Source organism: Vibrio inusitatus, from assembly GCA_024346935.1.
In the GTDB taxonomy this organism is placed as follows: domain Bacteria; phylum Pseudomonadota; class Gammaproteobacteria; order Enterobacterales; family Vibrionaceae; genus Vibrio; species Vibrio inusitatus.
In genome coordinates, this window is the sequence record AP024879.1 from 1,059,141 (window position 1) to 1,080,247 (window position 21,107).

Consider the following 21,107-nt stretch of genomic DNA (forward strand, 5'->3'; position numbering starts at 1 on the left):
GCAAAAGGGATCGCCAGCTAAATGAAGGACATAGATGTCATAATGGCGACATATAATGGAGAAGCTTATATAACTGAGCAACTTCAGAGTATTGTCGACTGTAGAGGCTTCGATAAGCGTGTTAATCGCATAATCATCTCAGATGATGGCTCTACTGATGGAACTAAAAATATCGTAAAAGAATTCAAAAGCGAGGCTATAGAATTCTATTTAAACAAAGGTAAAAAAGGCGTTATTAGTAATTTCAATAATGCAGCTGATCAGTCAAACGCTAAGTACGTCGTTTTTTCGGATCAAGATGATGTTTGGCTCAAAAACAAAATAGATATCCTCTATAAAGGCATAACTGAGCTTGAACGTGAAGACGAATCAAAGCCTTGTCTATTTTTTACTGATTTAGAGGTAGTGGGGCAAAGCCTTGAACCTATTGCTACATCATTCTGGAAGCACCAAAAACTAGATCCAAGAATGACAGAATCTTTTTCATCTATTTTGGTCCAAAATATGACCCCTGGTTGTGCGATTATCGTTAACCGCGCACTTTTAGACATAGCATTTCCCTGCCCTGTTGATGCTGTTATGCATGATTGGTGGTTGTTACTGTGTGCGAAGACTTTTGGTAAAACCGGATTTAGCGAGAGTCAAACCGTTAAATATAGGCAGCATGACTTAAATACAGTTGGTGCAAAAAAAAGTACGTTCCTCAAAAATGTATCTAGGGTGCTAAGAGATCCTACGGATAGGTTCGATAAAATCGTCCAACAGTCGACTTTACTCGCAATGTTAATGCCCGTTAACCATGAATATATTAGCTTAATTGAGAAATTTAGTAATATAAGAGCACTTTCGATTTCGTCAAGATTATCGCTTTATCTAAGTATAGTGAGCCCTTTTCAATCTTTTGAGCGAAAAATAGCGCTCTTAACCCGCCTAATGGTTATGAAGTAAATGTTATCTATATCGATTGTCACATATAACAACTCTATTGAATCGCTAAATAAATGCTTGAGTAGTTTTATAAATTCATCATTGATAGATATAGTGTGTATATATGAAAATAGTGAAGTTCCTTGTTTACAACAAGAAGAGGTGGTTAAAAAGCACACTAAAGTGATTTACTGTTCTGACAAGCGTAATCTTGGATATGGTTTCGGACATAATCAAGCATTTAGACTATGCCATGAAAAAGTACATTCTAAGTACCACTTGGTTATGAATCTTGATGTTGAAGTTAGCATAGAAACCATAAACACCTTAGTTTCTTATATGGAAACATCTCCAAATACACTTCATTGCATGCCAAAAGTGCTTAACTCTAACTTAAGCATCCAACACGCATGCAAAAGACTTCCTTCTCCTTTAAATCTAATCACAAGACGATTTTTCCCATCATTCTTCAATCGCATTTCCATTCAGAAACAGTACGAGTTGCGTAGTTATGATTATTCATATGTTCTCAACTGCCCTTATCTATCGGGGTGCTTCATGTTACTTCGCTCAAGAACTTTCGAACAAGTAGGCATGTTTGACACTCGCTTTTTTATGTACCCCGAAGATATCGACTTAACCCGTCGTTTACATCAAATTGGAAAAACGGAATGCTATCCTTTTGTCTCTATTATCCATCATCACGAACAAGCTTCATATAGTTCATGGCGTATGACATGGGTACACGTAAGATCAATGATAAAATATTTTAATAAGTGGGGCTGGGTTTTGGATAGTGAACGGCGTAGATCCAATACACGAATTGAAGAGACTATTAGTCTTAATTCTCCTAAAAACTAATGCAATTTACCTTTCACTCCAAGTAATCCGTGATAGATCCCTTTAAGACTATAGCCTAGCTTTTCAAATTTATTACGTTCAAATAGCAGTATAGAAATCAACGAGTAGATTCCAATATAAACATCATAAAGTATCCAGTTAGGAAAAGTCCGATAGAACTCCCGATACATAAATATTGTATTTCTAGCAATATAATATCGCCTAAAACCACTATGATTGAGTGTACGTACCTTATTCCCCAGTAGGTTTTTTACTTCAGGGTTACCGAGGTTATGTAATAACTTGGCTTGACTACTAAAAGCTATTTTATATCCTGATTGAATCAGTTTTAAACTCAAAAAGCTATCCACATAATCAATAAAATATTCAGTAGGAAATCCTCCAACCACCTTAATTTTAGGGATAGAAGTCAAACAACCAGAAGTAATCGCCAAGATTAAATCATCCCTATCTCTATACGACATATCAGTAAGTTCAAAATATATTTTTTTGTTATTTATTAATAACTTACTTATCTTTCGTGGGTTACTACTATCTACCACTGTCGGTGTAAGCAATGCTACATTTTCACGCGATACTAAATTATTAAGTGAAGTACACAATTGGTAGATAAAATCATGCGTAGGTTCCGAATCTTGGTCCATAGTGACCGCCCAATCAAAGCCATTGTTGCTCGCGATTTCAATACCTCTATTGAGTGAATATGCTATTCCTGAATTCTCTTCATTTCTATATAAAGTTACCTTTTTATTAAGTGAACATATCGTTAATATCTCTAACGATATAGGCATCTTTGACCCATCATCAACAATAATAATAGAGTTTACTTGTTTGCTCATTGTTTCAATATTTCTTATCAGAGCCTGATTCGGTTCATAAGTAGTAAATACTGCAATTACATCTAATGGCTTTAACATTCTTCTTTTATTCTCGCCTGTAAGCCAAATTGCATATACTGAATATCCTGACCAAAAATAAAAATTGGGATACTGTATTTTAATATGCTCTTAATCCAACTTATTGATTTTTCCTTATCTCCATATATACTATTTATACCTTTTATTCTTATAATTTCAAAGTGATTTCTTTCAAGTAATGTCAATATGCTTTTTTGGGTAAAAAACCGTAAATGCGTTCTATCTAGAATTCCACTGTCTTTATATTCCCAATCTTTAAAAACTAGCATTTCTTTAAGATGAGAGATATGCCTTATATTTGGGATAGAAGCGACTAAGCAACCATCCTTCTTAAGTTTTTTCCTAAAATATTTAAATAATTCATCTGTATTTTCAACATGCTCAATAATATCATTGCATACAATTACGTCAAAATATCTGTCTGGCAATTCTTTTTCTATATTTGGAAATAGCCCTTCTAGAAAATTAGCTCTACTATTTTTATCTCTTCCTAGAGCAATCGCGTCGGCATCTGGTTCTACACCCCAATACTCAACAAATTGGTTTAAGTTCTTAGAAAACTCTCCTTCACCACACCCTATCTCAAGAACTGTTTTATATATTTCGGGCATAAACTCAAGCATGTCATCTCTACCAGAACTACGATATCCTTGCGGAACGGATGTAACAACCTTATTTTCCTTCATTCGGTAGCATACTCCTTGAAACAATCACCAAAATAATACAATCAATTAGACTTCTTAAGACCCATACTATTGCAACGCCAATTACCCCGTATTGTTTGATAGCATAAGTTAGTAATATCAAATATGGGAACAATTCGCACAAATGAATAATTGCGGTTGTTTTTGAATAACCGGCTGCTAATAATTTCATAAAAGGGATCTGTGCAATAGCATTAAAAACTAGGCCAATACATAATATGTTAAAAATTGTTGTCGATAATTCTGTGGATTTATCACTAATAACTAAATTTAAGAATGAATCAGAATAAACAATCAGTAAAAACAAAAAAGGAACAACCCCGACTATAATTGATTGATATCCAAGCCTAGTACTTCTATGGCCGTCAATCGATATTCTTGCCATTAACACGAAGAATACTCTTGAAATAGCCGTTGGAATAATAGCAATTTTTATGGCCAATTCAGATACAGCAAGATATTGCTCAGCAATTTCCAAACCAAACTCACCAGATACAAAGAATCGATCAAAATAAACCATTACAGGCCCGATAATACTACTAATGGTGAGCCATCCACCAAACTTGATCATTCCTCCTACTTTGGTTTTTGAAAATTGCTTTCTCTCTATTAGCTTAGGTCCAGAACAATAATAATAAATAAAACTCAATGTTACGTACTTACCAATGCAAAATACTATTAATAATGTATACAAATCACCATAAATAAGTAATATCGTGATTAATAGCAATGCCTCTAGCATCGAACTTACAAGTTTTATTTTGAGAATTGCCCCATACCTTAGTGACCCTTCTAGATATGCATAAAATAGTTGGTTCAATAAAATAGCTGGCAGAGCAAAAGCTGATATCTTTACTCCTATTACAACCGAGCTAGATAGACTAAAAAAAAGCTGTGCAACTTGCGATCCTATCAGTAGGATCAAGGTCCCTAGTAGACCTAAACCTAACATAGTATAAAAACCTGAAGCTAACGTGATCTTCGTTTCTCTCTCATCGCTATGCTCAGAAGAAAACTGTTTAATTAACGCTCGAGACATACCTAATTCTAATAAACCGCTGTAACCCAAAGTTGTCATTATTATCAAGTAAGTGCCAAAATCACCCGCAACAAGATAACGAGCGCTTAAAGCCAATACCAATATCGGAAATAGTGCAGGAAGCACCATTGAAAGAAAGCTCATGAAGCTGTATTTGAAAAACTTCATAGAAAACGTTGTGTTTCTGTTTATGCGACTAAATACCATTCAACATACTATTTTGAGCAACAAACGCTTCAAGGGTGATAGCAGTTTGGTCTTTTATAGAAAGCTCAGGCGGAACGACTATACTCGGCCACTCGACACTAATGCTTGGATCGTCCCAAGCAATACTCACCTCTGCTTCTGGATTATAATAATCGGTGCATTTATAAACGAATTCAGCTTCTTCACTTGTAACGTAAAAACCATGAGCAAAGCCTTCGGGAACCCATAGTTGTCGTTTGTTTTCTGCTGACAGGTACTCTCCTATCCATTGCCCAAAGGTTGGTGAGTTTTTTCTTAGGTCAACCGCTACATCAAACACTTCTCCTAATATGACCCGTACTAGCTTTCCCTGCGTATTTTCAGTTTGAATATGTAAACCACGTAGAGTCCCATATTTTGATTTAGAATGGTTGTCTTGAACAAACTGTGTCGGTTTTCCGGTTACCTGCTCTTCAAATCTCTCTTGATGCCAAGTCTCCATGAAAAAACCGCGATCATCTTCATGGACTGTTGGTTCTATAATTTTTACGTCAGCAATAGCGGTATCTATGACCTTCATTGTTACTCCATGTACTTACTGATATCGTTCAGTGCACTTTTCCAGTCGCTAGGCTTTATTCTGAACTGTTGGTAAATCTTGTCACAACATAGGCGAGAGTTACTAGGTCTCTTGGCTTTTGTTTGGTATTGATGAGCAGCTATTCCTTTAATTTCCATACTACCAGTAATATCACTTTTGATAGCTTGTTTAAATACAGTATCAGCAAAACCTCGCCAAGTGACTACTGGCAAACCCGCCAAGTGATACAGGCCATAACCTAAATTTCCTTGCTCCAACGAATCAATAATAGAGAGTAGAGCTTCTGCGAGGTCTCCAGCATAAGTAGGGCCTCCGAACTGGTCATCTACTATTGATAGCTCCTGGTGGGTTAAGCCAAGCCTCAACATAGTTTTTACGAAATTATTCCCATATTCACTAAATACCCATGAAGTACGAACAATAATATGTTTCGAATGGGATTCAGCAATGGCTAATTCCCCTTCTAGTTTACTCTTGCCGTAAACACTTAAAGGCTCAGGAGTATCAAACTCAGTATAGGGCCCAATCTTTCTTCCAGAGTACACATAATCTGTAGAAAGGTGCAGCATTACCGCATCAATTTTCTGAGAGCCAAGAGCCAAATTACGAGCTCCATCTCGATTAATAGAAAAACATTTACTTGATTCATCTTCCGCTTTATCTACCAAAGTGTAAGCCGCTGCATTTATTACATATTGGGGCTTAATATCCTGAAGTGCTTTCAGTACAGCGTCGTGATCTGTGATGTCTAGTTGTCTCTTATTTTGAGCAACTACATCCCAGTTTTCTGGCATTCGTTCCATTAAGCTACGTCCAACTTGGCCATCACAGCCAGTCACTAAAACTCGCAACCTAAACCTCTTTTGCAATTTTAGCCAAATATTGGCCATAATCATTCTTTGCCATTGGCTTTGACAACTCCAATACCTGCTCTCTAGTAAGCCAACCATGCCTAAGTGAGATTTCTTCCAAACAAGCGACCTTAAGACCTTGTACATTCTCTATTGTTTGTACAAAAGATGACGCTTCATGCAAACTTTCGTGAGTCCCTGTATCAAGCCAGGCAAAACCACGTCCTAATATTTCCACCTTCAAACTACCGTCTTGAAGGTATAATTCATTGATATCTGTGATTTCTAACTCGCCTCTAGCTGAAGGTTTGATCTTTTTGGCAAATTCCACAACACGATTGTCGTAAAAATACAGGCCTGTAATGGCACAGTTCGATTTAGGACTCTTAGGTTTTTCCTCGATTGAAATAGCTTTGTGTTGATGATCAAATTCCACAACACCAAATCGTTCAGGATCCTTCACTTGATATCCAAATATCGTTGCGCCTCTCTCTCTATCATAGGCATTTTGCAATGCTTCAGTAAACCTTTGACCATAGAAGATATTATCACCAAGTATCAAACAGCAGTTGTCATCTCCAATAAAATCCTCTGCAATAAGAAATGCTTGAGCTATACCTTCTGGCTTCGCTTGGACTGCATATGTCAGTGCTATCCCAAAATCAGTACCATCACCTAATAGACGCTTAAAATTATCTTTGTCTTCTGGCGTGGCAATTATCAAAACATCACGAATACCCGCTAACATTAAAACTGATAATGGGTAGTAAATCATTGGTTTGTTATATAGCGGTAAAAGCTGTTTTGAAACGCCTCTTGTTATTGGATATAAACGAGTTCCTGAGCCACCCGCAAGCACGATTCCTTTCATAGAGTTACTGTCCTTGACCTAAACGCTCTCTAGAGTATGAACCATCTAAAACTCGGCTCCACCATTTGTGATTCTGTAAATGCCACATTACAGTTTTTCGAAGTCCTGACTCGAAAGTTTCTTCGGGCTTCCATCCTAGTTCTCGTTCAATTTTAGAAGCATCAATAGCGTAACGAAGATCGTGACCTGGTCGATCTTCAACAAATGTGATCAATGAGCGAAAACCTGAGATATTCCAAGTGTCGTTGTTTTGAGTGATTAATGGGCTCAAATCTTCTAAGAGGTCACAGATAGTTTGGACTACGTCGATATTAGTCTTTTCGTTGTGTCCACCTATGTTGTACGTTTCACCCACTTGGCCTTGTGTTGCCACTAAATATAACGCCCTAGCATGATCCTCCACATGCAACCAATCTCTCACTTGCATGCCGTTTCCATATACAGGTAATAGTTTTCCTTCCAACGCATTGAGTATAACCAAAGGAATTAGCTTCTCTGGGAATTGAAACGGTCCGTAGTTATTCGAGCAGTTTGTAACTATGGTTGGTAACCCGTAGGTTCTGAGCCACGCCCTAACAAGGTGGTCGCTAGAGGCTTTCGAAGCAGAATATGGGCTTGATGGGAGATAAGAAGTCGTTTCTGTAAATAGTTGCTCAGGGGCCTCAAGGTCTCCGTAAACTTCATCTGTAGAGATATGGTGGAATCTGAAGTTTTTCTTCTTTCCCTCTTCAAGCTCATTCCAGTAACTTCGAGCTACTTCTAGCAGTGTATAAGTCCCAACTATATTGGTATGAATAAAATCAGCAGGACCATCAATAGAGCGATCAACGTGTGATTCAGCAGCTAAGTGCATGACTACATCGGGTTGGTGAAGAGAAAATACTCGGTCTAGTTGTGGCCTATCACAGATATCAATCTGTTCGAAAATATACCTTGGGTTATTATCAAAACCAGTAAGCGATTCTAAATTACCCGCGTAGGTAAGCTTGTCAACATTGACTAGAGTGTCTGAAGTATTATCAATAATATGGCGTATTACAGCAGAGCCAATAAAGCCCGCCCCACCTGTGATAAGAAATTTCAATCAATATTCCTTTTGTCGAAAATTTCAGTTTGTTCAATTATATAGACTTCTAAGTGATCATACTCACAAAAAAGGGACAATCCATTCATTGTGCAGAAGTCAGTAGGTTTTGTTTGCTAATGCGGAGAGAATCAAATAAAAGCGAACAACTGCAATATAAACGTAGCGATTGCCACCTAAAGCATACGCAACATCTCCGACTCACTAAGCCAAGCGTTTTCATAATCTTAGTCACGCGGTATCGACTCAAATTAGTGAAGCGTTTAGCGAAGTTACCTAAGAGACACCGCCCTCTTCAAGTCTTTTGTCGAAGTCCCTTCAACGAATATACTATTAAAATCGTTGGTAAACCTTAACGTATTACTCAACATTGATAATCTCCTTTCACTTCTGCGGCACATAATAATCGTCTCGCGCTTGGAGAAGTTTAACGAACGTGGTTTTGCGTTTATGTAACTGCTCAAGGTTCGCTTTATATTCGGTAAATACCCCAAGTGCTCTAGGGTTGGATTTTATCTGTTCATAAATTTTGTCTAGTCTTTTATCTGCCCAGTGGTAGTTTGCCTTAGTGCCCATTTGGATATCACGAGAAATGCTGGTATCCAATAGATTCAACGCATAGTCAGTCTCATCTATCAACAAAGCTAATCCCAACTGTTCAACAGCCGGAGTGCCATGATTTTGAGCTATATAAGGCTTGCCCTTCTCTGGCTGTGAAAAATGCAGATAAAACAAGATAAGTACCTGTTCTATTTCTGACTCGAAAGCACTATTTATGGCTAAATCGAGACAACGTATAAGTGACTGTTCAATTTCTTGTCTATGGTGGGACAAGTCAATGTGTAATTGTTCGCAACTTTTAACCAAGTGCTGCCACACTTCACAACTGGGCTTGGATTCAAAGTTTGCAATGGCTTTTTGCCAAACTTGTTCTTCATCGCCTAAGGCATGCAAAACCTGTAGCTCCATTTCATTCCAACGTTGTTGGTCGAAATCACCAGATATTTTCTGCTTAGCACGAAGTAACCAATCTTCAGCATCCAGTTCTTCATCGTGTTTTAAACAGATCTTCGCTAGTTGCAAATAGTCATCACAATCTTTGGCGATTAGCGCCTTATATTTTACCTCTTCTTGCCATGACGTAGCGCCATTTATCAATATGCGGATGAGCAACCGTCTATTATCATTCGTCAGTTTTACGTTTGACTCTAGTTTGGACTGGCACAGAGAAAGGACTAAACCACGAGTTTGGGCATCATTTTCTATAGCTTGCTGAAGCACCTCCGCGTACATCTCACTACTATTAAGTAGCTCATTTACCAACCACTTGGCTTTCTGGTTATTGTCCCAGGTGATGTCACTATAGCTTTGCTTGAAGCTTTCCCTAATGCTGTGCTCTAGATCCAAGCGATATCCATAAGAATCGTCTATTTGGTATAAAACTGATCCCAATCGATTCATCAATGCGCCAAAGAAATCTATCTTTGCGTCAGGCTCTAGGGATTTCGCTATATCTAATGGCGCTTGAAGCTTTTCTGTCGCATTTTGAAAGTAATTTGCTACCTTTTGATAATCCCAAATAGAGCGCTTTGGTAAAGCTTTCGTAATGAGCTTTTTCAGCTCTTTTTCAGAAGGAGGGTTTAAAGAAAGCTCCATCTTTTGATACCAAATGGTACGCAATGTTTCATCTTGCTCTATCACCTCAAGCAAAGATTGAAGCAATTCTGGTTTCGACTTTTTACTTAACCAGTTTTCGAGGGTAGGATGTTTTTTTGAAGAGCCTTGTTCATAAATTATTGCTAATGCGACCATATGCTTACAAATAGCTTGGTAGTCAGCAGCGGGACAAGTACAACTGCCATGTAAATGAGCCCCGCTATCTAAAGCTACGTTATATCGATGAGTACCCAGCACCTCTCCAACCACTGTTGAACCCTTCACTGACACATTGACCACTTTGCTTTTATTAACAAGTGCCACTCCACGCTTAATTATTTTTTCGTCTACGGCCGATTTGATTCGTTCTACTAACAACAACTAATGTGTTTCCTAATTCAGGGTGTATGAAAAGAGAAGTTAGATTCCTTCAGAGGATGAGTGTTTCGTTAGTATCAGTAATCCATCTGACGCTAAGCCGCGAACTCTTTTTAACCTATTGGCTACAAATGCCAGTTCAACTTGTTGTTTAATCTTAGAAAATGCGTTTCTATATTATGAATGCCAAGTGCCGATAGTCAAATATGAGGTAGGTAGCATGAGAGGAAAATTAAATTATTAGCTTAAGTATGAGGTCGTCATTTAATGGAATAAAAACTTAGAACAGATCCCCATATAAGTCTCTCCACTGCGAGTTAAATTTGTTCACTAAGTGCTCTTTCCAAGCTCTATTCCACTTCTTAAGCTGCTTTTCTCTTAAGATTGCAGATTCCATTGAGTCATGCATTTCATAATAAACTAGGATAGAAGCGTTATATTGGTACGTAAACCCTTCTACAACCTTATTTTTGTGTTGCCAAACTCTTCCAAGCAAATTAGACGTCACACCAATATAAAGAACGTTTCTGTTATTTGATGAGAGTATATAGACGCAAGGATGCTTGCTCATGTTGGAAGTATCCTTGTCATTTTTTGGTACTCTTATTGAGCTGTGGAGCTAAGTAGGTTCCCGATAGAAGCGCTCGGGAACGACGGTTTATGTTCAATGGCAATACATCTAATCGCAGACTCTATATCGATATAGCAGAGCGTAATCTTGTCATCCTCGAGTGCTCTTATCGAGGATCTCAACGCCTATTGAACTCATTAGGTTCCCGATAGGAGCGCTCGGGAACGACAGTTTATGGTTAATGGCAATACATCTAATCGCAGACTATATATCGATCTAACAGAGCGTAATCTTGTCATCCTCGAGTGCTCTTATCGAGGATCTCAACGCCTATTGAAATCACTAGGTTCCCGATAGGAGCACTCGGGAACGACAGTTTATGGTTAATGACAATAAAGCTAATCTCAAACTTATATATCGATATAGCAGAGCATAATCTTGTCATCCTCGAGTGCTCTTATCGAGGATCTCAACGCTTATTGAAATCATTAGGTTCCCGATAGGAGCACTCGGGAACGACAGTTTATGGCCAATGGCAATAAAGTAAATCCCAAATTATATATCGTTCTAAACGAATGTGACCTTGTCATCCTCGAGTGCTCTTATCGAGGATCTCAACGCCTATTGAACTCATTAGGTTCCCGATAGGAGCGCTCGGGAACGACAGTTTATGGTTAATGGCAATAAAGCTAACCTCAAACTTTATATCGATATAGCAGAGCCTAACCTTGTCACCTCCGAATGCTTTTATCGGGGGTCTTTTTAAACAGCAATTGCTTTCAATATCTTTAAACAAACTCGAATAAATCATCCCATTTAGGATTGTTCGTCGTTATTAGTTTCCTCAAGTCGATCTCAGGTAACATAGTCAACTCTTGTTCGCGAGTACGCGCATCTATTACGTTGTCGAATTGTTCCACATACACCAATTTTTGCTCGAAGATTGTAAGCCCTAGGTGATCGGTTGTTCGCTTTTTATGTAGCCAAACCTTTGACTGCAGGTGCTCTGTTTGGCCTATATAAAGCAAAGCGTCGTTGACTGAGCTCAGTATATAGACACTGAACTGTTGAGTTACGGAGTAGATGTGCTTTAAAACTGGATTTGAATTTTCTTCGAATTGCGCTTGAGCAGATTGAGTTTTCACGTCTAAGTCCTTTTCTTTTTTACTGAGACTCTAAAAGTAAGAGCAGACCGTGATAATTCGAATTTTTGTGTAGCACCCTTGGATCTACTTCCAGCAATCTCATACTTTTGGACATACACGTTCCTAAGATCCTGAATCACGTTCAGGATGACGCTACTGTGAAGCCTCACTCCCCCTCCCTTTTTCCAAAAACGAATAATTACTTCCCAAGATGAACACTATTCATCATACAAATAGGAGGTTACATTTATTGCCACGTATTGCATTCCATCGCTATCAACATCCATATACTATGCGCCACTTTGCGCACACTTAGGAAACGTTCGATGAAAGTTTTAAAACTCGCATTGTTGGGTATAGGCGTTGCTTCTCTTAGCGCTTGCTCGCAATTGCACCATGTACAACTTAGTGATATTGACCAGACGCAAGGTGAACTTACACCTATCAGCATCAAGGTGAACGAATTGGGATTTGATGCCGCAGGAACCGCGCGCATTGGTTCTAAAGTTGCAACTAGCGAACGTGCTTCGGAAAATATGGAGATTGTCGCAACTGTTCTTGCATTGATGAACATGGGGCCGACTACTGGCAACCCCGTCTACAACGACGCCTATGCTGACCAAATCATGCAGCAAGTCGATGCTCAATGCCCAACTCATAACCTTACCGGCTTAACATCTGTTCGCGAATCAACTAATTTCGGCACCATCAGTGGCGAGGTGGTTCGAGTTGACGGTTTCTGTATCAAGTAGGAATTCATACCATGTTTAAAAAAGCACTTTTATTAGCCATTGCGGCTGCATCACTTTCAGGCTGTGTAGGTCTAAATACTGTCTCTCTCACTTCTGTACCAGCCCAACGCGATCAGGCCGTTACCGCTTCGGCATCTGACTGGAACTTCATTGGTATTAACTTTAATAACGACATTGTTGATGAAGCAGTCACCAACCTTAAGCAGCAATGTACTGGCGGGAAAATTGAAGGCGTAATGACCAAGCATCAAACCACTGGTTACGTGCTGTTCTTCAAGCGTGAAATCATCGCAACTGGTTACTGCAATAAGGCGTAATGATGAAAAAGCTAATTCTTCTATTGCCGTTTTTTTTAGCTGCTTGTAGCAGTAGCGTTCATATGTCTCAGGTGAGTAATGACCCAAGCGTTCATCTGAACAACCCGCAGACAGTTGAGGTAGAAACCTCTCAAACTGTGGTGATGGGGTTTGCCTTTGATACAGACTATGTTGACGACGCTTACGCTCAAGTAATGCAGCAGTGTCCAACCGGCGCCTCAATGGTGAATGTTGAGTATGTAACCGACCATGGTTTTCTACATTGGACCAACATCATCCGAATGAAAGCTCTTTGTTCAAAATAACTTTGCCTAAACACTGAGAGTTTTCTCGCACCGTTTCGTTTAGGCACACATTGATTCCATCGCACTAAGTAAGGATAGGCTTTATGATTACCAACGAGCTAGATAGCGCAATGCCAGAGTTAGAGTTGTCGCAACTGCATTACTCTACTGATAAAACACTAAAGAGTGTTTGGCTAAAAGCTCGGCTTTTTGTATTGAGTAAAGTCTACCATTCCACATTTACCCGCATTGCCTCACTAACGAGCAATGAGTTATTTAGAAATGCAGTAGAACAAAAACCTCGTCTTCTTGAAAAAGCGCTAAAGCCTTATTTGTTTGTCGATACTCCTGTTGCAGAACGAATGAAGCTGATCGAACAACACTTCAATCTACTTAATTCAACCTTCGGTAGTTCGTTCAAACAAGCGTTTGGTGAAGGTGGTTTACCACTGATTGACTTAGCCGATTCAAAGGGCAATCAATTTACCCTGATTATCTTTGATGGTGAGATGCGTGAAGGTTCACTTGGTCTTCGTCTTATTAACGATCTTGGTCAGACAATTTACTCAATTACCTTCAATCTATCCACCAGCCCAGTAAAAACCATGCACATAGGGGCATTGAAAGGCCCAAGTGATCAAGTCGAAGATCGTAATCAAGTGATTAAAACTCTCACTCGTTCTTTCCACGGACTTCGCCCTAAAGCGCTAATGGTAGAACTAGCCTTAATGTTTGGGAAGTCGCTAGGTGTGACTGAATTTATTGGGGTGTCTAATAAAGGTCACATCTATCAGGCACTTCGTTATAAAGGCTCCAAGAATAAAGCGGTAACCTTTGATTATGACGAGCTGTGGGCAGAATATGGCGCGGAACAAAGTGACAAATATCGTTATGAGATCCCAGCTTTTCCTGAACGTAAAGACCCTTCTGCCTTGAAGAAGAACAAGCGTCGTTTGTATACGAAGCGATACGCTTGGCTCGATGAGATGGAAGTGGAGTTAGATAAGAAAGTTCAAGGGATTAAAAGTACTACGGTTGAGTTGTGAGTGAGGGTTGTGCCCTAGTATTTTAGACACGTAGAAGACGTAGGCTTTTCGTATCTAAGGCCCTGACTTTCGTCAGGGTGACGTTTTGATAAAGCCTTGCACTCTATAAATAGTCATACTGGAAACTACGCAGTAGTTATCCAGTAACTTAGAGACGTACAATACTCAGCCTTTTCACACCTAAGATCCTGAATCAAGTTCAGGATGACGGTTATTTAGGCTTTTGTGCGTGGAGTCTAGCGCAACAATTGCTCACAAAGTCTCATAAAGATCATTCCATTTAGGATTCATCTCATCAATCAAAGCATCCTTCCAGGCGCGCCGCCAAAACTTTAGTCTCTTTTCCTTTTCGATTGCGTGCTCCATATCATCGTGAACTTCATAGTAGACTAAACGAGTGACGTGATAGCGAGAGGTAAAACTAGGGAAGTAATGACTTTTGTGTTGCCACACTCTGCCTTTTAGGTTGCTTGTAACACCAATATACAGAACTTTTCGGTTTATAGAGCTAAGAATATAGACGCAGGGAGCTTTCACTAGATTCCCTCACATGAATGATTTCTTTGAGGTTAGATGAGAAAGCTTGGTCGAGATTAATAGGAGGTCTGTTCTTCGTATGAGGTCGAAAAAGTGCATGCTTTTGTAATGCTTGGACTACCTCGTCATACAGGAAGCAATGAAGTAGTTATTCTGTATCTTGATACGCACATTACTCAGCCTTTTCGTACCTAAGATCCTGAATCAAGTTCAGGATGACGACTCTTCGAGCTTTAGTACTTGGGTTAGAGTTCAATTCAGCTAAAAACCTAGCCCTAAACCCACGTCATACTAGAAAACACAAAGTGTTTACCCTGTATCTTTGGCCGTATAATACTCAGCCTTTTCGTACCTAGGATCCTGAATCAAGTTCAGGATGACGACACTTCGAGCTTTGGTACTTTAGGTGAAGTTAAATTCAGCTGAAAACCTAACCCTCAACCCACGTCATACTGGAAAACACACAGTGTTTATCCAGTATCTTCGGACGCACGAGTACACCCTAACCTACAAAACTCAAATCAACCGCTTGATAGTATTTGTTTTTAAGGATCTTTCCTTCCTTAATCATTACACCGTCTTTAGCTATCGAATCTTGGTTACAAAACACTATGTATTTGTCATTTTTCAATTTGTAATCAGCGCTGACGCCTTTTTCAGAGTACACTTCAACGGTTTCTTTTGCCTGTTGCTCATCAAGCGCGGCTTTACTCATGTTGCTCGAATGTACTGCATCCCAGCATTGCTCGAATGGGATATCTAGTGTATTCGCTACATTCAAAAGTACATCAACTTGGCGTGCAATAGTCGTATCATTTAACGCTTCATGACCCGCATGCACAGCGCGACCAACGGCAACATAGACCGTATCGGTAATAGCATCGGCCTGGTCTTCTTTGTTGGTTGCGCGCGCTAGTTCGGTCAACTCTTCTATCATTAAGTTTGAGTGCAGGTGGCATAGCTTGTCGCTTTCAATACCTGTGTTGATAGGCAGATTAAAAAGTTGGCGAAACTCAACGATGTCTTGATAAAGCTTATTCCAAAGCTCAGGCGTTAGTAGGGTGAAGGTTGAGAAGAATTCTTTATGTGCAGTCACGAGGGTATCCAAAAATGAAAGTGATTAACAAAATAAAAGACGCAGAGAACCGTCCAATTTAACAAGGATACCATAGACATACAGACAAGACTTCTTAATCCGCAACAGGCTTTTTCAGCTCAAAGTCATCACTTTAGCACCGATTAATTGCATATTAAGCTACTAAGTCTAATGTAATGCACTAGACTTCATACTTGTAATCTAAATAACCATAAAAACAAATACTTATGGAAAGATGTAAGATCACGTATTACATTTGTATAACAGAACGAATCTTCGCGGAAATTGGAATTCAGTGAACGGTGAACAATACATGTCCAATCATATAAGCGCATTACAATCCAAAACAAAAACGATTGTAAGAGTTATCCCCTCATCCCTGCTCATCAACTTATTATCGTTGGCTATTCCCTTAGTGGTATTGCAGATATACGACAGGATATTACCTAATCAGAGCTACGGTACGGCATTTCTTCTCATTGCTGGTGCCAGTATCGCAATTTTATTAGACGCCTTTCTTCGCTATGTGCGTACTTGGATGCTAGGTGCTGCGGCAGTAAATACTGAGCACGCCACCTATCAGGTAATCGTTGATAAATTGAATCAAGCAACTTCGAAACAGATCAAGCAGCTTAGCCCAGGGGCTTTACAAGAGAGTCTCAAAGGCGTTGGACTGATCAAAGATTTCTACTCCGGTGGTTTTGTTAGTGGCCTTATTGACGTGCCTTTTGCCATTATATTTTTGCTGTTAGTCAGTTATGTTGGAGGAAGCCTTGTTTTTGTTCCAATTGTAGTTTGGGCTATCACTTTCGCTTTTGTGTGGCTATTTACTCAAAAATCCAGTGAGCATGCAAAAAACGCGGCCTATTCCGAACAAGACCGTATGAATTTCTTGATCATCGCCTTTTCTTTTCTTGATGGAATCAAGAAGCAAGCCGTCGAATCTAAAGCCTTTCAACGCTTTCGTGCTCTCAACAAAAGTCGCACTCTTTCACTAGCGGAATCAGAACGAAAAGTTGCTGTAGCACAAGAACTGATACAGATAGCCGCTATGGGCACCTCTGTTGCGGTAGTCCTAATTGGCAGTCTCAGCGTGTTAGATGGAAGCTTAACAACAGGTGGTCTTGCTGCTTGTTCTATATTATCGGGACGCGCAGTCGCGCCGCTAAGCGCATTGATGGGACTTCGTCTTAAGTACAGCTCATTTATGGTAGCAAATGAGTCACTCACACAGTTGATTGATAACCTCAAGCGTGATCAAATTGACATCCAACCATTACCTTTTTATGAATCATTGATCGCCGAAGATGTTGAGTTTGAGCGGTTTCAGCAGAAATACCACTACTCCTTTGCGCTATCAAAAGGTCAAATGTTAAATTTCGCTCACAGTGAACTTGATATCGCAGGGCATGCGAGTACTGTTATCGCTGGAAACGAACAGCCCACTAATGGCGTGTTTAAATGGAATGATGAGGTGGTCGACAACGAACATTATGCGTGGCGACGACAGTTTAGTTATGTCCCCGCAAATCCAGAGCTAATATCTGGCTCTTTAATTGATAATGTATGTGGCTTTGACAAGTCAAGGCTAGAGGAAGCCCATCTACTTGCTGATGCATTAGGGTTGAATAAAATAGTATCTGAGCTTGCCGAGGGAATGGAAACCAAAATAGGCTTTCAGCTAGGTACTAAGTTAAGCCGTGGCGCAATCAAACTCGTCGGCTTAACCGCTCAGTTAGCTAAAAGTACGCCTATAGTTGTGCTCGACCACCCGGAAAAAGACCTCGATATTGATGCAGTAAATAGACTCAAATCTGTCATAGCGTACTACTTGTCCAAAGGACGTACTTTTATCATTAATACTGAAAATACAGCCTTACTAGAATTGTCTAACCAAACAATAAATATCAGCGAGGTGGAGCACGTATCATGAATAAAGAACTGATACAGTCAATGCATCGCACTCTTGATGCCATGGAAGTTGAACCGAGTGTCCAACATTTTGCCAACGAATGGATTTCTACTAACGTAATAACCAACAGTGCCGATATATTTGATTTACTCGACCGTTTGATGATTCCTTATGGTGTGTATAGTGCCAATGATAAACTCCACAAACATGAGCATATTGTTGCCATCAAATTCTCCGGAGATGAAGCCATTACTTGTAAGTACACCCTCGACGGTTACTTTGAGTATGATGGTGAACAGTTTATTGAAACAAAGAAGAACAATCAGATATCCGACCTTGTGATTCTTATCTATGGTCCTCCTTTAGAGAAGAACGACCCCGATTGGCTAGCCAACAAGTTAAAACGTTTTAAGCCTATTATTCCAAAAATTTTACTCATTAGTTTAATCGCCAATATTTTTGCCTTAGCTATTCCTTTTATCACTATGTCTGTATATGACCATGTTATTGGCGGAGACGCAGGGCATGAGGTCATTGGAATTGCAGTCGGTGCATTTTTATTGTTTAGCATGATGATGCTATTAAAAGTCATACGTAGCCAGCTATTGACCACAATTGCCAACCGTATTAGCCGTGAAGTCTCTGAGTCTATAATGCAAAAACTGCTATTCACTTCTTTGATGCAAAATAGACAAGCGTCAACATCAATGCTCATAAATAGACTTTCAACCGCGGAAAGCTTGAAAGGTATTGTTCAAGGGCCTCTTGGTGGCGCACTGTTTGACCTGCCGTTTGTCATTATATTCATCATTGCGATTGGCATATTAGGTGGATGGTTAGTCATAGTGCCTATCATTTCATTGTTGCTTTACTTTGTGCTTGCCCAGCGAAGCCAGAAACAACGATCGATAATGAATAACCAACAAACTATTTCAGGGACATCTCGCAGCACTCTTCTAGTTGAGTTGAACAGTAAGCTCAATTATCTTCGCTCTAGCCAAGTATTGCCTTTTTGGATGAATCGATTTGACAAAGCAAGTACATTAGCTTCGAAAAGCAGCTTTAATCAGCTTGGGCATCAAGCTAAGTACACTTCGATTTACTATGCTATTGGGCTACTCTCTACTCTTGCAGTTATAGGGTTAGGTGTCGATCTGATTTTTATACAATCCCTTACCCCTGGTGGTTTAATTGCCACTATGATGCTGATATCACGTGTCACCAGCCCTGCGCAAATGATGTGCAACAGCTACGCACGATTGCATCAAACTAAGCAGGCAAAGGCGCAAATTAACCAATCCATAAACCAGAAAGGAGAAGGCTCTTTTTCTTTTCAGCACCATCATCTTCCTCCGGCAGCACCAAGCTTAGAACTCGACCAAGTAACATTACGATTTCCAAATCAACTCAAACCTGCTCTTTCAGGTATCTCATTCTCTGTTGAACCTGGTCAAGTAGTTGCAGTGACAGGGCCAATGTCATCAGGAAAAACCACTTTACTCGAGGTCATAGCCAATCTGGTTAGCCCACAAAGTGGTGTCGTCAAAGTCAATGGGCGCAACCTCACTCAATATGATCCGCAACTGCTTCGTAAATGGTTAGGGTACTACTCTGATCTTCCTGAAATGCTACCTATTTCAATTCGTGACTTTGTTGCTGATAACAGAGCTGTAAACGATGACGCCATTATTGCCGCCTTTGAAGTTATTGGAGGAAAGCAGTGGCTTGAGTGTTTAGATTCGGGCATTGATACACGCTTAGATGAGATAGAGTCTATGTCTCACCCATTGTCGAATTTTGAGGCAAGTATTCTGACTCAGGCAAAATTACTTTGCCAACCCTATCCACTCGCACTATTAGATAGCCCTAGTTCATCAATGAAGGACCAAAAAGGGTTCATACAATGGGTCGAAAGTTGTCGTGGCACTAGTACTATTATTTTCACTTCACACGATGCAGAGCTTATAAAGATCGCAGACCAAGTTGTAGTACTGGATTCAGGTAGCGTGAGTTATGCCGGACCACTTCCAGACAAAAGCCCGACTGACACCGTAGAGGAACAATAATGAGTAGACAAGCTATCGAAGTCATTGAGTCTGGTGTTACTAGACGTTTATTAACCCTTAGTACTTTACTCATCGGCATGTGTATTATTCTATTTGTATGTTGGACTGTGTTAACGAAAGTTGATGAGATTGCCAAGGCAAAAGGAGCGGTTATTCCCGAAGGAGAGCGCCAGGTTCTACAAAGCGAGATTGGTGGTAAGTTAAAAAAGGTGTTTGTTAAACGAGGACAATTAGTAGAGATTGGCGATCCTATTGTCGAATTTGACGCTACATTCCAAACTACAGCTCTCGAAGAGCTAAAAGCCGAGCAAGCAAGTTTAATTATGAGCATAGAGCGTATGTCTTCGCTTATCGATGAACGCAAGCCAGACTTTTCTAAATTTGAGGATAAATATCCCGAAGTGGTCGCAGAACAAAGAGCTCAACTCGCCGCAACCATTGCAAACTACTACCAAAAGCGCGTGGTACTCGAGAAAGAAAGTGAACGCATTGCAGAAGAACTGAATGGGGTTAAACGAAGGGTTCCTGCGAAAAAGCGTCAATACAACTCTTCAAACCAGGAACTTGAAATCCTGTTAAAAGGCCAAAAATCTGGAAGCGTCTCACGAGTAAGAGTGCTCGAAATGCGTCAAACTCTTGCCTCTATTGAAAGTGAACTTGAAGATGCGAAAAGTAAACGTTCAGTGCTAATAAAGCAGGCTGAGTCCAACAAAAGTAAGATTAATCAATTACTTGCCGAAGGGAAACTAGAAGTCAGCAGAAAGAAATCTGAGGCCGTTTCTAAATTATCGTCACTAAATGCCCGTGTACGTTCCGGTGAAGCGAAATTAAATAATACCGTTGTCACATCCCCAGTTAAAGGTTTAGTGCAAAGCCTACCAACTACACGCACAGGCGGCGTTATTCAGCCTGGTGGTACCATTGTTGAATTGGTGCCTATTGATGGCAAAGCCGCATTCAAAGCGAAGCTTTCCCCACGAGATATTGGCTTTGTAACTGAAGGCCAACCTGCCAGAGTTAAAATAGATGCATTCGATTACAGTCGCTTTGGTGCGCTAAAAGGCAAAGTCACAGCCATTTCTCCAACCACTAGCCAAACTGAGCGAGGAGAAATCTATTACGATGTATTTATCGAGGTTGAGCAGGCTTACTTTAGAGATAACCCTGAGAAGTTTTCTATTTTACCGGGTATGACAGGTGAGGTTGATATCACTACCGGTGAAAAAACTGTATTTCAATACCTTTGGAAGCCAATTTACACCAATGTTAGCCGAGCATTTGGCGAGCGGTAGTGATGTATACTTAT

At 39.9% G+C, this 21,107-nt stretch carries 21 protein-coding genes; 9 read left to right on the forward strand and 12 right to left on the reverse strand.

Features of this window, described 5'->3' with window-relative positions; genetic code table 11:
* Positions 1-42 precede the first annotated feature (42 nt).
* On the forward strand, positions 43-948 hold the full coding sequence (locus OCU48_RS17715) for a glycosyltransferase family 2 protein (RefSeq protein ID WP_167496241.1): 906 nt from the start codon (positions 43-45) through the stop codon (positions 946-948).
* Positions 949-1,788 carry a glycosyltransferase gene (locus tag OCU48_RS19740; protein ID WP_141347230.1) on the forward strand — a complete coding sequence of 280 codons (840 nt, stop codon included), beginning with the start codon at positions 949-951 and terminating at the stop codon, positions 1,786-1,788.
* Here the strand turns inward: OCU48_RS19740 and OCU48_RS17720 are convergent.
* The 10 genes from OCU48_RS17720 to OCU48_RS17765 all read right to left on the reverse strand — a co-directional run bounded on the left by OCU48_RS17720 (position 1,785) and on the right by OCU48_RS17765 (position 11,791).
* Positions 1,785-2,705: a glycosyltransferase gene (locus tag OCU48_RS17720; RefSeq protein WP_141347231.1), complete on the reverse strand. Its 921-nt coding sequence runs from the start codon at positions 2,703-2,705 to the stop codon at positions 1,785-1,787. The two genes, OCU48_RS19740 and OCU48_RS17720, sit on opposite strands and share 4 nt — an antisense overlap.
* Positions 2,699-3,391 (reverse strand): class I SAM-dependent methyltransferase, encoded by a 693-nt coding sequence (locus tag OCU48_RS17725; RefSeq protein ID WP_141347232.1) that lies wholly within the window; start codon positions 3,389-3,391, stop codon positions 2,699-2,701. The genes OCU48_RS17720 and OCU48_RS17725 overlap by 7 nt, the downstream gene beginning before the upstream one ends.
* On the reverse strand, positions 3,378-4,592 hold the full coding sequence (locus tag OCU48_RS17730; RefSeq protein ID WP_167496242.1) for an oligosaccharide flippase family protein: 1,215 nt from the start codon (positions 4,590-4,592) through the stop codon (positions 3,378-3,380). Before OCU48_RS17730 ends, OCU48_RS17725 begins: the two co-directional genes overlap by 14 nt.
* 52 nt (positions 4,593-4,644) lie before the next feature.
* On the reverse strand, positions 4,645-5,214 hold the full coding sequence (gene rfbC, locus OCU48_RS17735; RefSeq protein WP_141347234.1) for a dTDP-4-dehydrorhamnose 3,5-epimerase: 570 nt from the start codon (positions 5,212-5,214) through the stop codon (positions 4,645-4,647).
* Between the two features lie 2 nt (positions 5,215-5,216).
* Positions 5,217-6,125, reverse strand: a complete 909-nt coding sequence (gene rfbD / locus OCU48_RS17740) for a dTDP-4-dehydrorhamnose reductase (protein ID WP_371859139.1) — start codon at positions 6,123-6,125, stop codon at positions 5,217-5,219.
* Positions 6,088-6,957, reverse strand: a complete 870-nt coding sequence (gene rfbA / locus OCU48_RS17745) for a glucose-1-phosphate thymidylyltransferase RfbA (protein ID WP_141347235.1) — start codon at positions 6,955-6,957, stop codon at positions 6,088-6,090. Before rfbA ends, rfbD begins: the two co-directional genes overlap by 38 nt.
* 4 nt (positions 6,958-6,961) lie before the next feature.
* Positions 6,962-8,041, reverse strand: coding sequence for a dTDP-glucose 4,6-dehydratase (gene rfbB / locus OCU48_RS17750; RefSeq protein WP_141347236.1), 1,080 nt, complete (start codon positions 8,039-8,041; stop codon positions 6,962-6,964).
* Between the two features lie 384 nt (positions 8,042-8,425).
* Entirely contained in the window at positions 8,426-10,078 is a 1,653-nt protein-coding gene (locus OCU48_RS17755) for an SWIM zinc finger family protein (RefSeq protein WP_141347237.1), read from the reverse strand.
* A 277-nt stretch (positions 10,079-10,355) separates the two neighbouring features.
* Complete coding sequence (locus OCU48_RS17760; protein WP_141347238.1) at positions 10,356-10,646, reverse strand: GIY-YIG nuclease family protein; 291 nt, start codon at positions 10,644-10,646, stop codon at positions 10,356-10,358.
* A gap of 788 nt (positions 10,647-11,434) precedes the next feature.
* Positions 11,435-11,791 (reverse strand): GIY-YIG nuclease family protein, encoded by a 357-nt coding sequence (locus OCU48_RS17765; protein WP_141347239.1) that lies wholly within the window; start codon positions 11,789-11,791, stop codon positions 11,435-11,437.
* A gap of 326 nt (positions 11,792-12,117) precedes the next feature.
* Between OCU48_RS17765 and OCU48_RS17770 the strand changes: the two genes are divergently transcribed.
* The 4 genes from OCU48_RS17770 (at position 12,118) to OCU48_RS17785 (ending at position 14,190) form a co-directional block, all read left to right on the forward strand.
* Positions 12,118-12,543, forward strand: a complete 426-nt coding sequence (locus tag OCU48_RS17770) for a hypothetical protein (RefSeq protein ID WP_141347240.1) — start codon at positions 12,118-12,120, stop codon at positions 12,541-12,543.
* 11 nt (positions 12,544-12,554) lie between these two features.
* On the forward strand, positions 12,555-12,860 hold the full coding sequence (locus OCU48_RS17775; protein ID WP_141347241.1) for a hypothetical protein: 306 nt from the start codon (positions 12,555-12,557) through the stop codon (positions 12,858-12,860).
* Positions 12,861-12,862: 2 nt separating this feature from the next.
* Entirely contained in the window at positions 12,863-13,165 is a 303-nt protein-coding gene (locus OCU48_RS17780; protein ID WP_017028529.1) for a putative periplasmic lipoprotein, read from the forward strand.
* Between the two features lie 83 nt (positions 13,166-13,248).
* Positions 13,249-14,190, forward strand: coding sequence for a VirK/YbjX family protein (locus tag OCU48_RS17785; RefSeq protein WP_141347242.1), 942 nt, complete (start codon positions 13,249-13,251; stop codon positions 14,188-14,190).
* A gap of 252 nt (positions 14,191-14,442) precedes the next feature.
* Here the strand turns inward: OCU48_RS17785 and OCU48_RS17790 are convergent, their stop codons facing one another.
* Positions 14,443-14,727 carry a GIY-YIG nuclease family protein gene (locus tag OCU48_RS17790; RefSeq protein WP_141347243.1) on the reverse strand — a complete coding sequence of 95 codons (285 nt, stop codon included), beginning with the start codon at positions 14,725-14,727 and terminating at the stop codon, positions 14,443-14,445.
* Positions 14,728-15,229: 502 nt separating this feature from the next.
* A complete protein-coding gene (locus tag OCU48_RS17795) occupies positions 15,230-15,823 on the reverse strand; it encodes a nucleoside triphosphate pyrophosphohydrolase family protein (RefSeq protein ID WP_141347244.1) in 594 nt (197 codons plus the stop codon).
* 313 nt (positions 15,824-16,136) lie between these two features.
* Here OCU48_RS17795 and OCU48_RS17800 point away from each other — a divergent pair, with 313 nt between their 5' ends.
* The 3 genes from OCU48_RS17800 to OCU48_RS17810 are packed head-to-tail and all read left to right on the forward strand — an operon-like array spanning position 16,137 to position 21,093.
* A complete protein-coding gene (locus OCU48_RS17800; protein WP_141347245.1) occupies positions 16,137-17,756 on the forward strand; it encodes an ABC transporter transmembrane domain-containing protein in 1,620 nt (539 codons plus the stop codon).
* A complete protein-coding gene (locus OCU48_RS17805) occupies positions 17,753-19,801 on the forward strand; it encodes an ABC transporter transmembrane domain-containing protein (RefSeq protein ID WP_141347246.1) in 2,049 nt (682 codons plus the stop codon). The genes OCU48_RS17800 and OCU48_RS17805 overlap by 4 nt, the downstream gene beginning before the upstream one ends.
* Positions 19,801-21,093 carry an HlyD family type I secretion periplasmic adaptor subunit gene (locus tag OCU48_RS17810; protein WP_141347247.1) on the forward strand — a complete coding sequence of 431 codons (1,293 nt, stop codon included), beginning with the start codon at positions 19,801-19,803 and terminating at the stop codon, positions 21,091-21,093. Before OCU48_RS17805 ends, OCU48_RS17810 begins: the two co-directional genes overlap by 1 nt.
* The last annotated feature ends 14 nt before the right edge of the window (positions 21,094-21,107 follow it).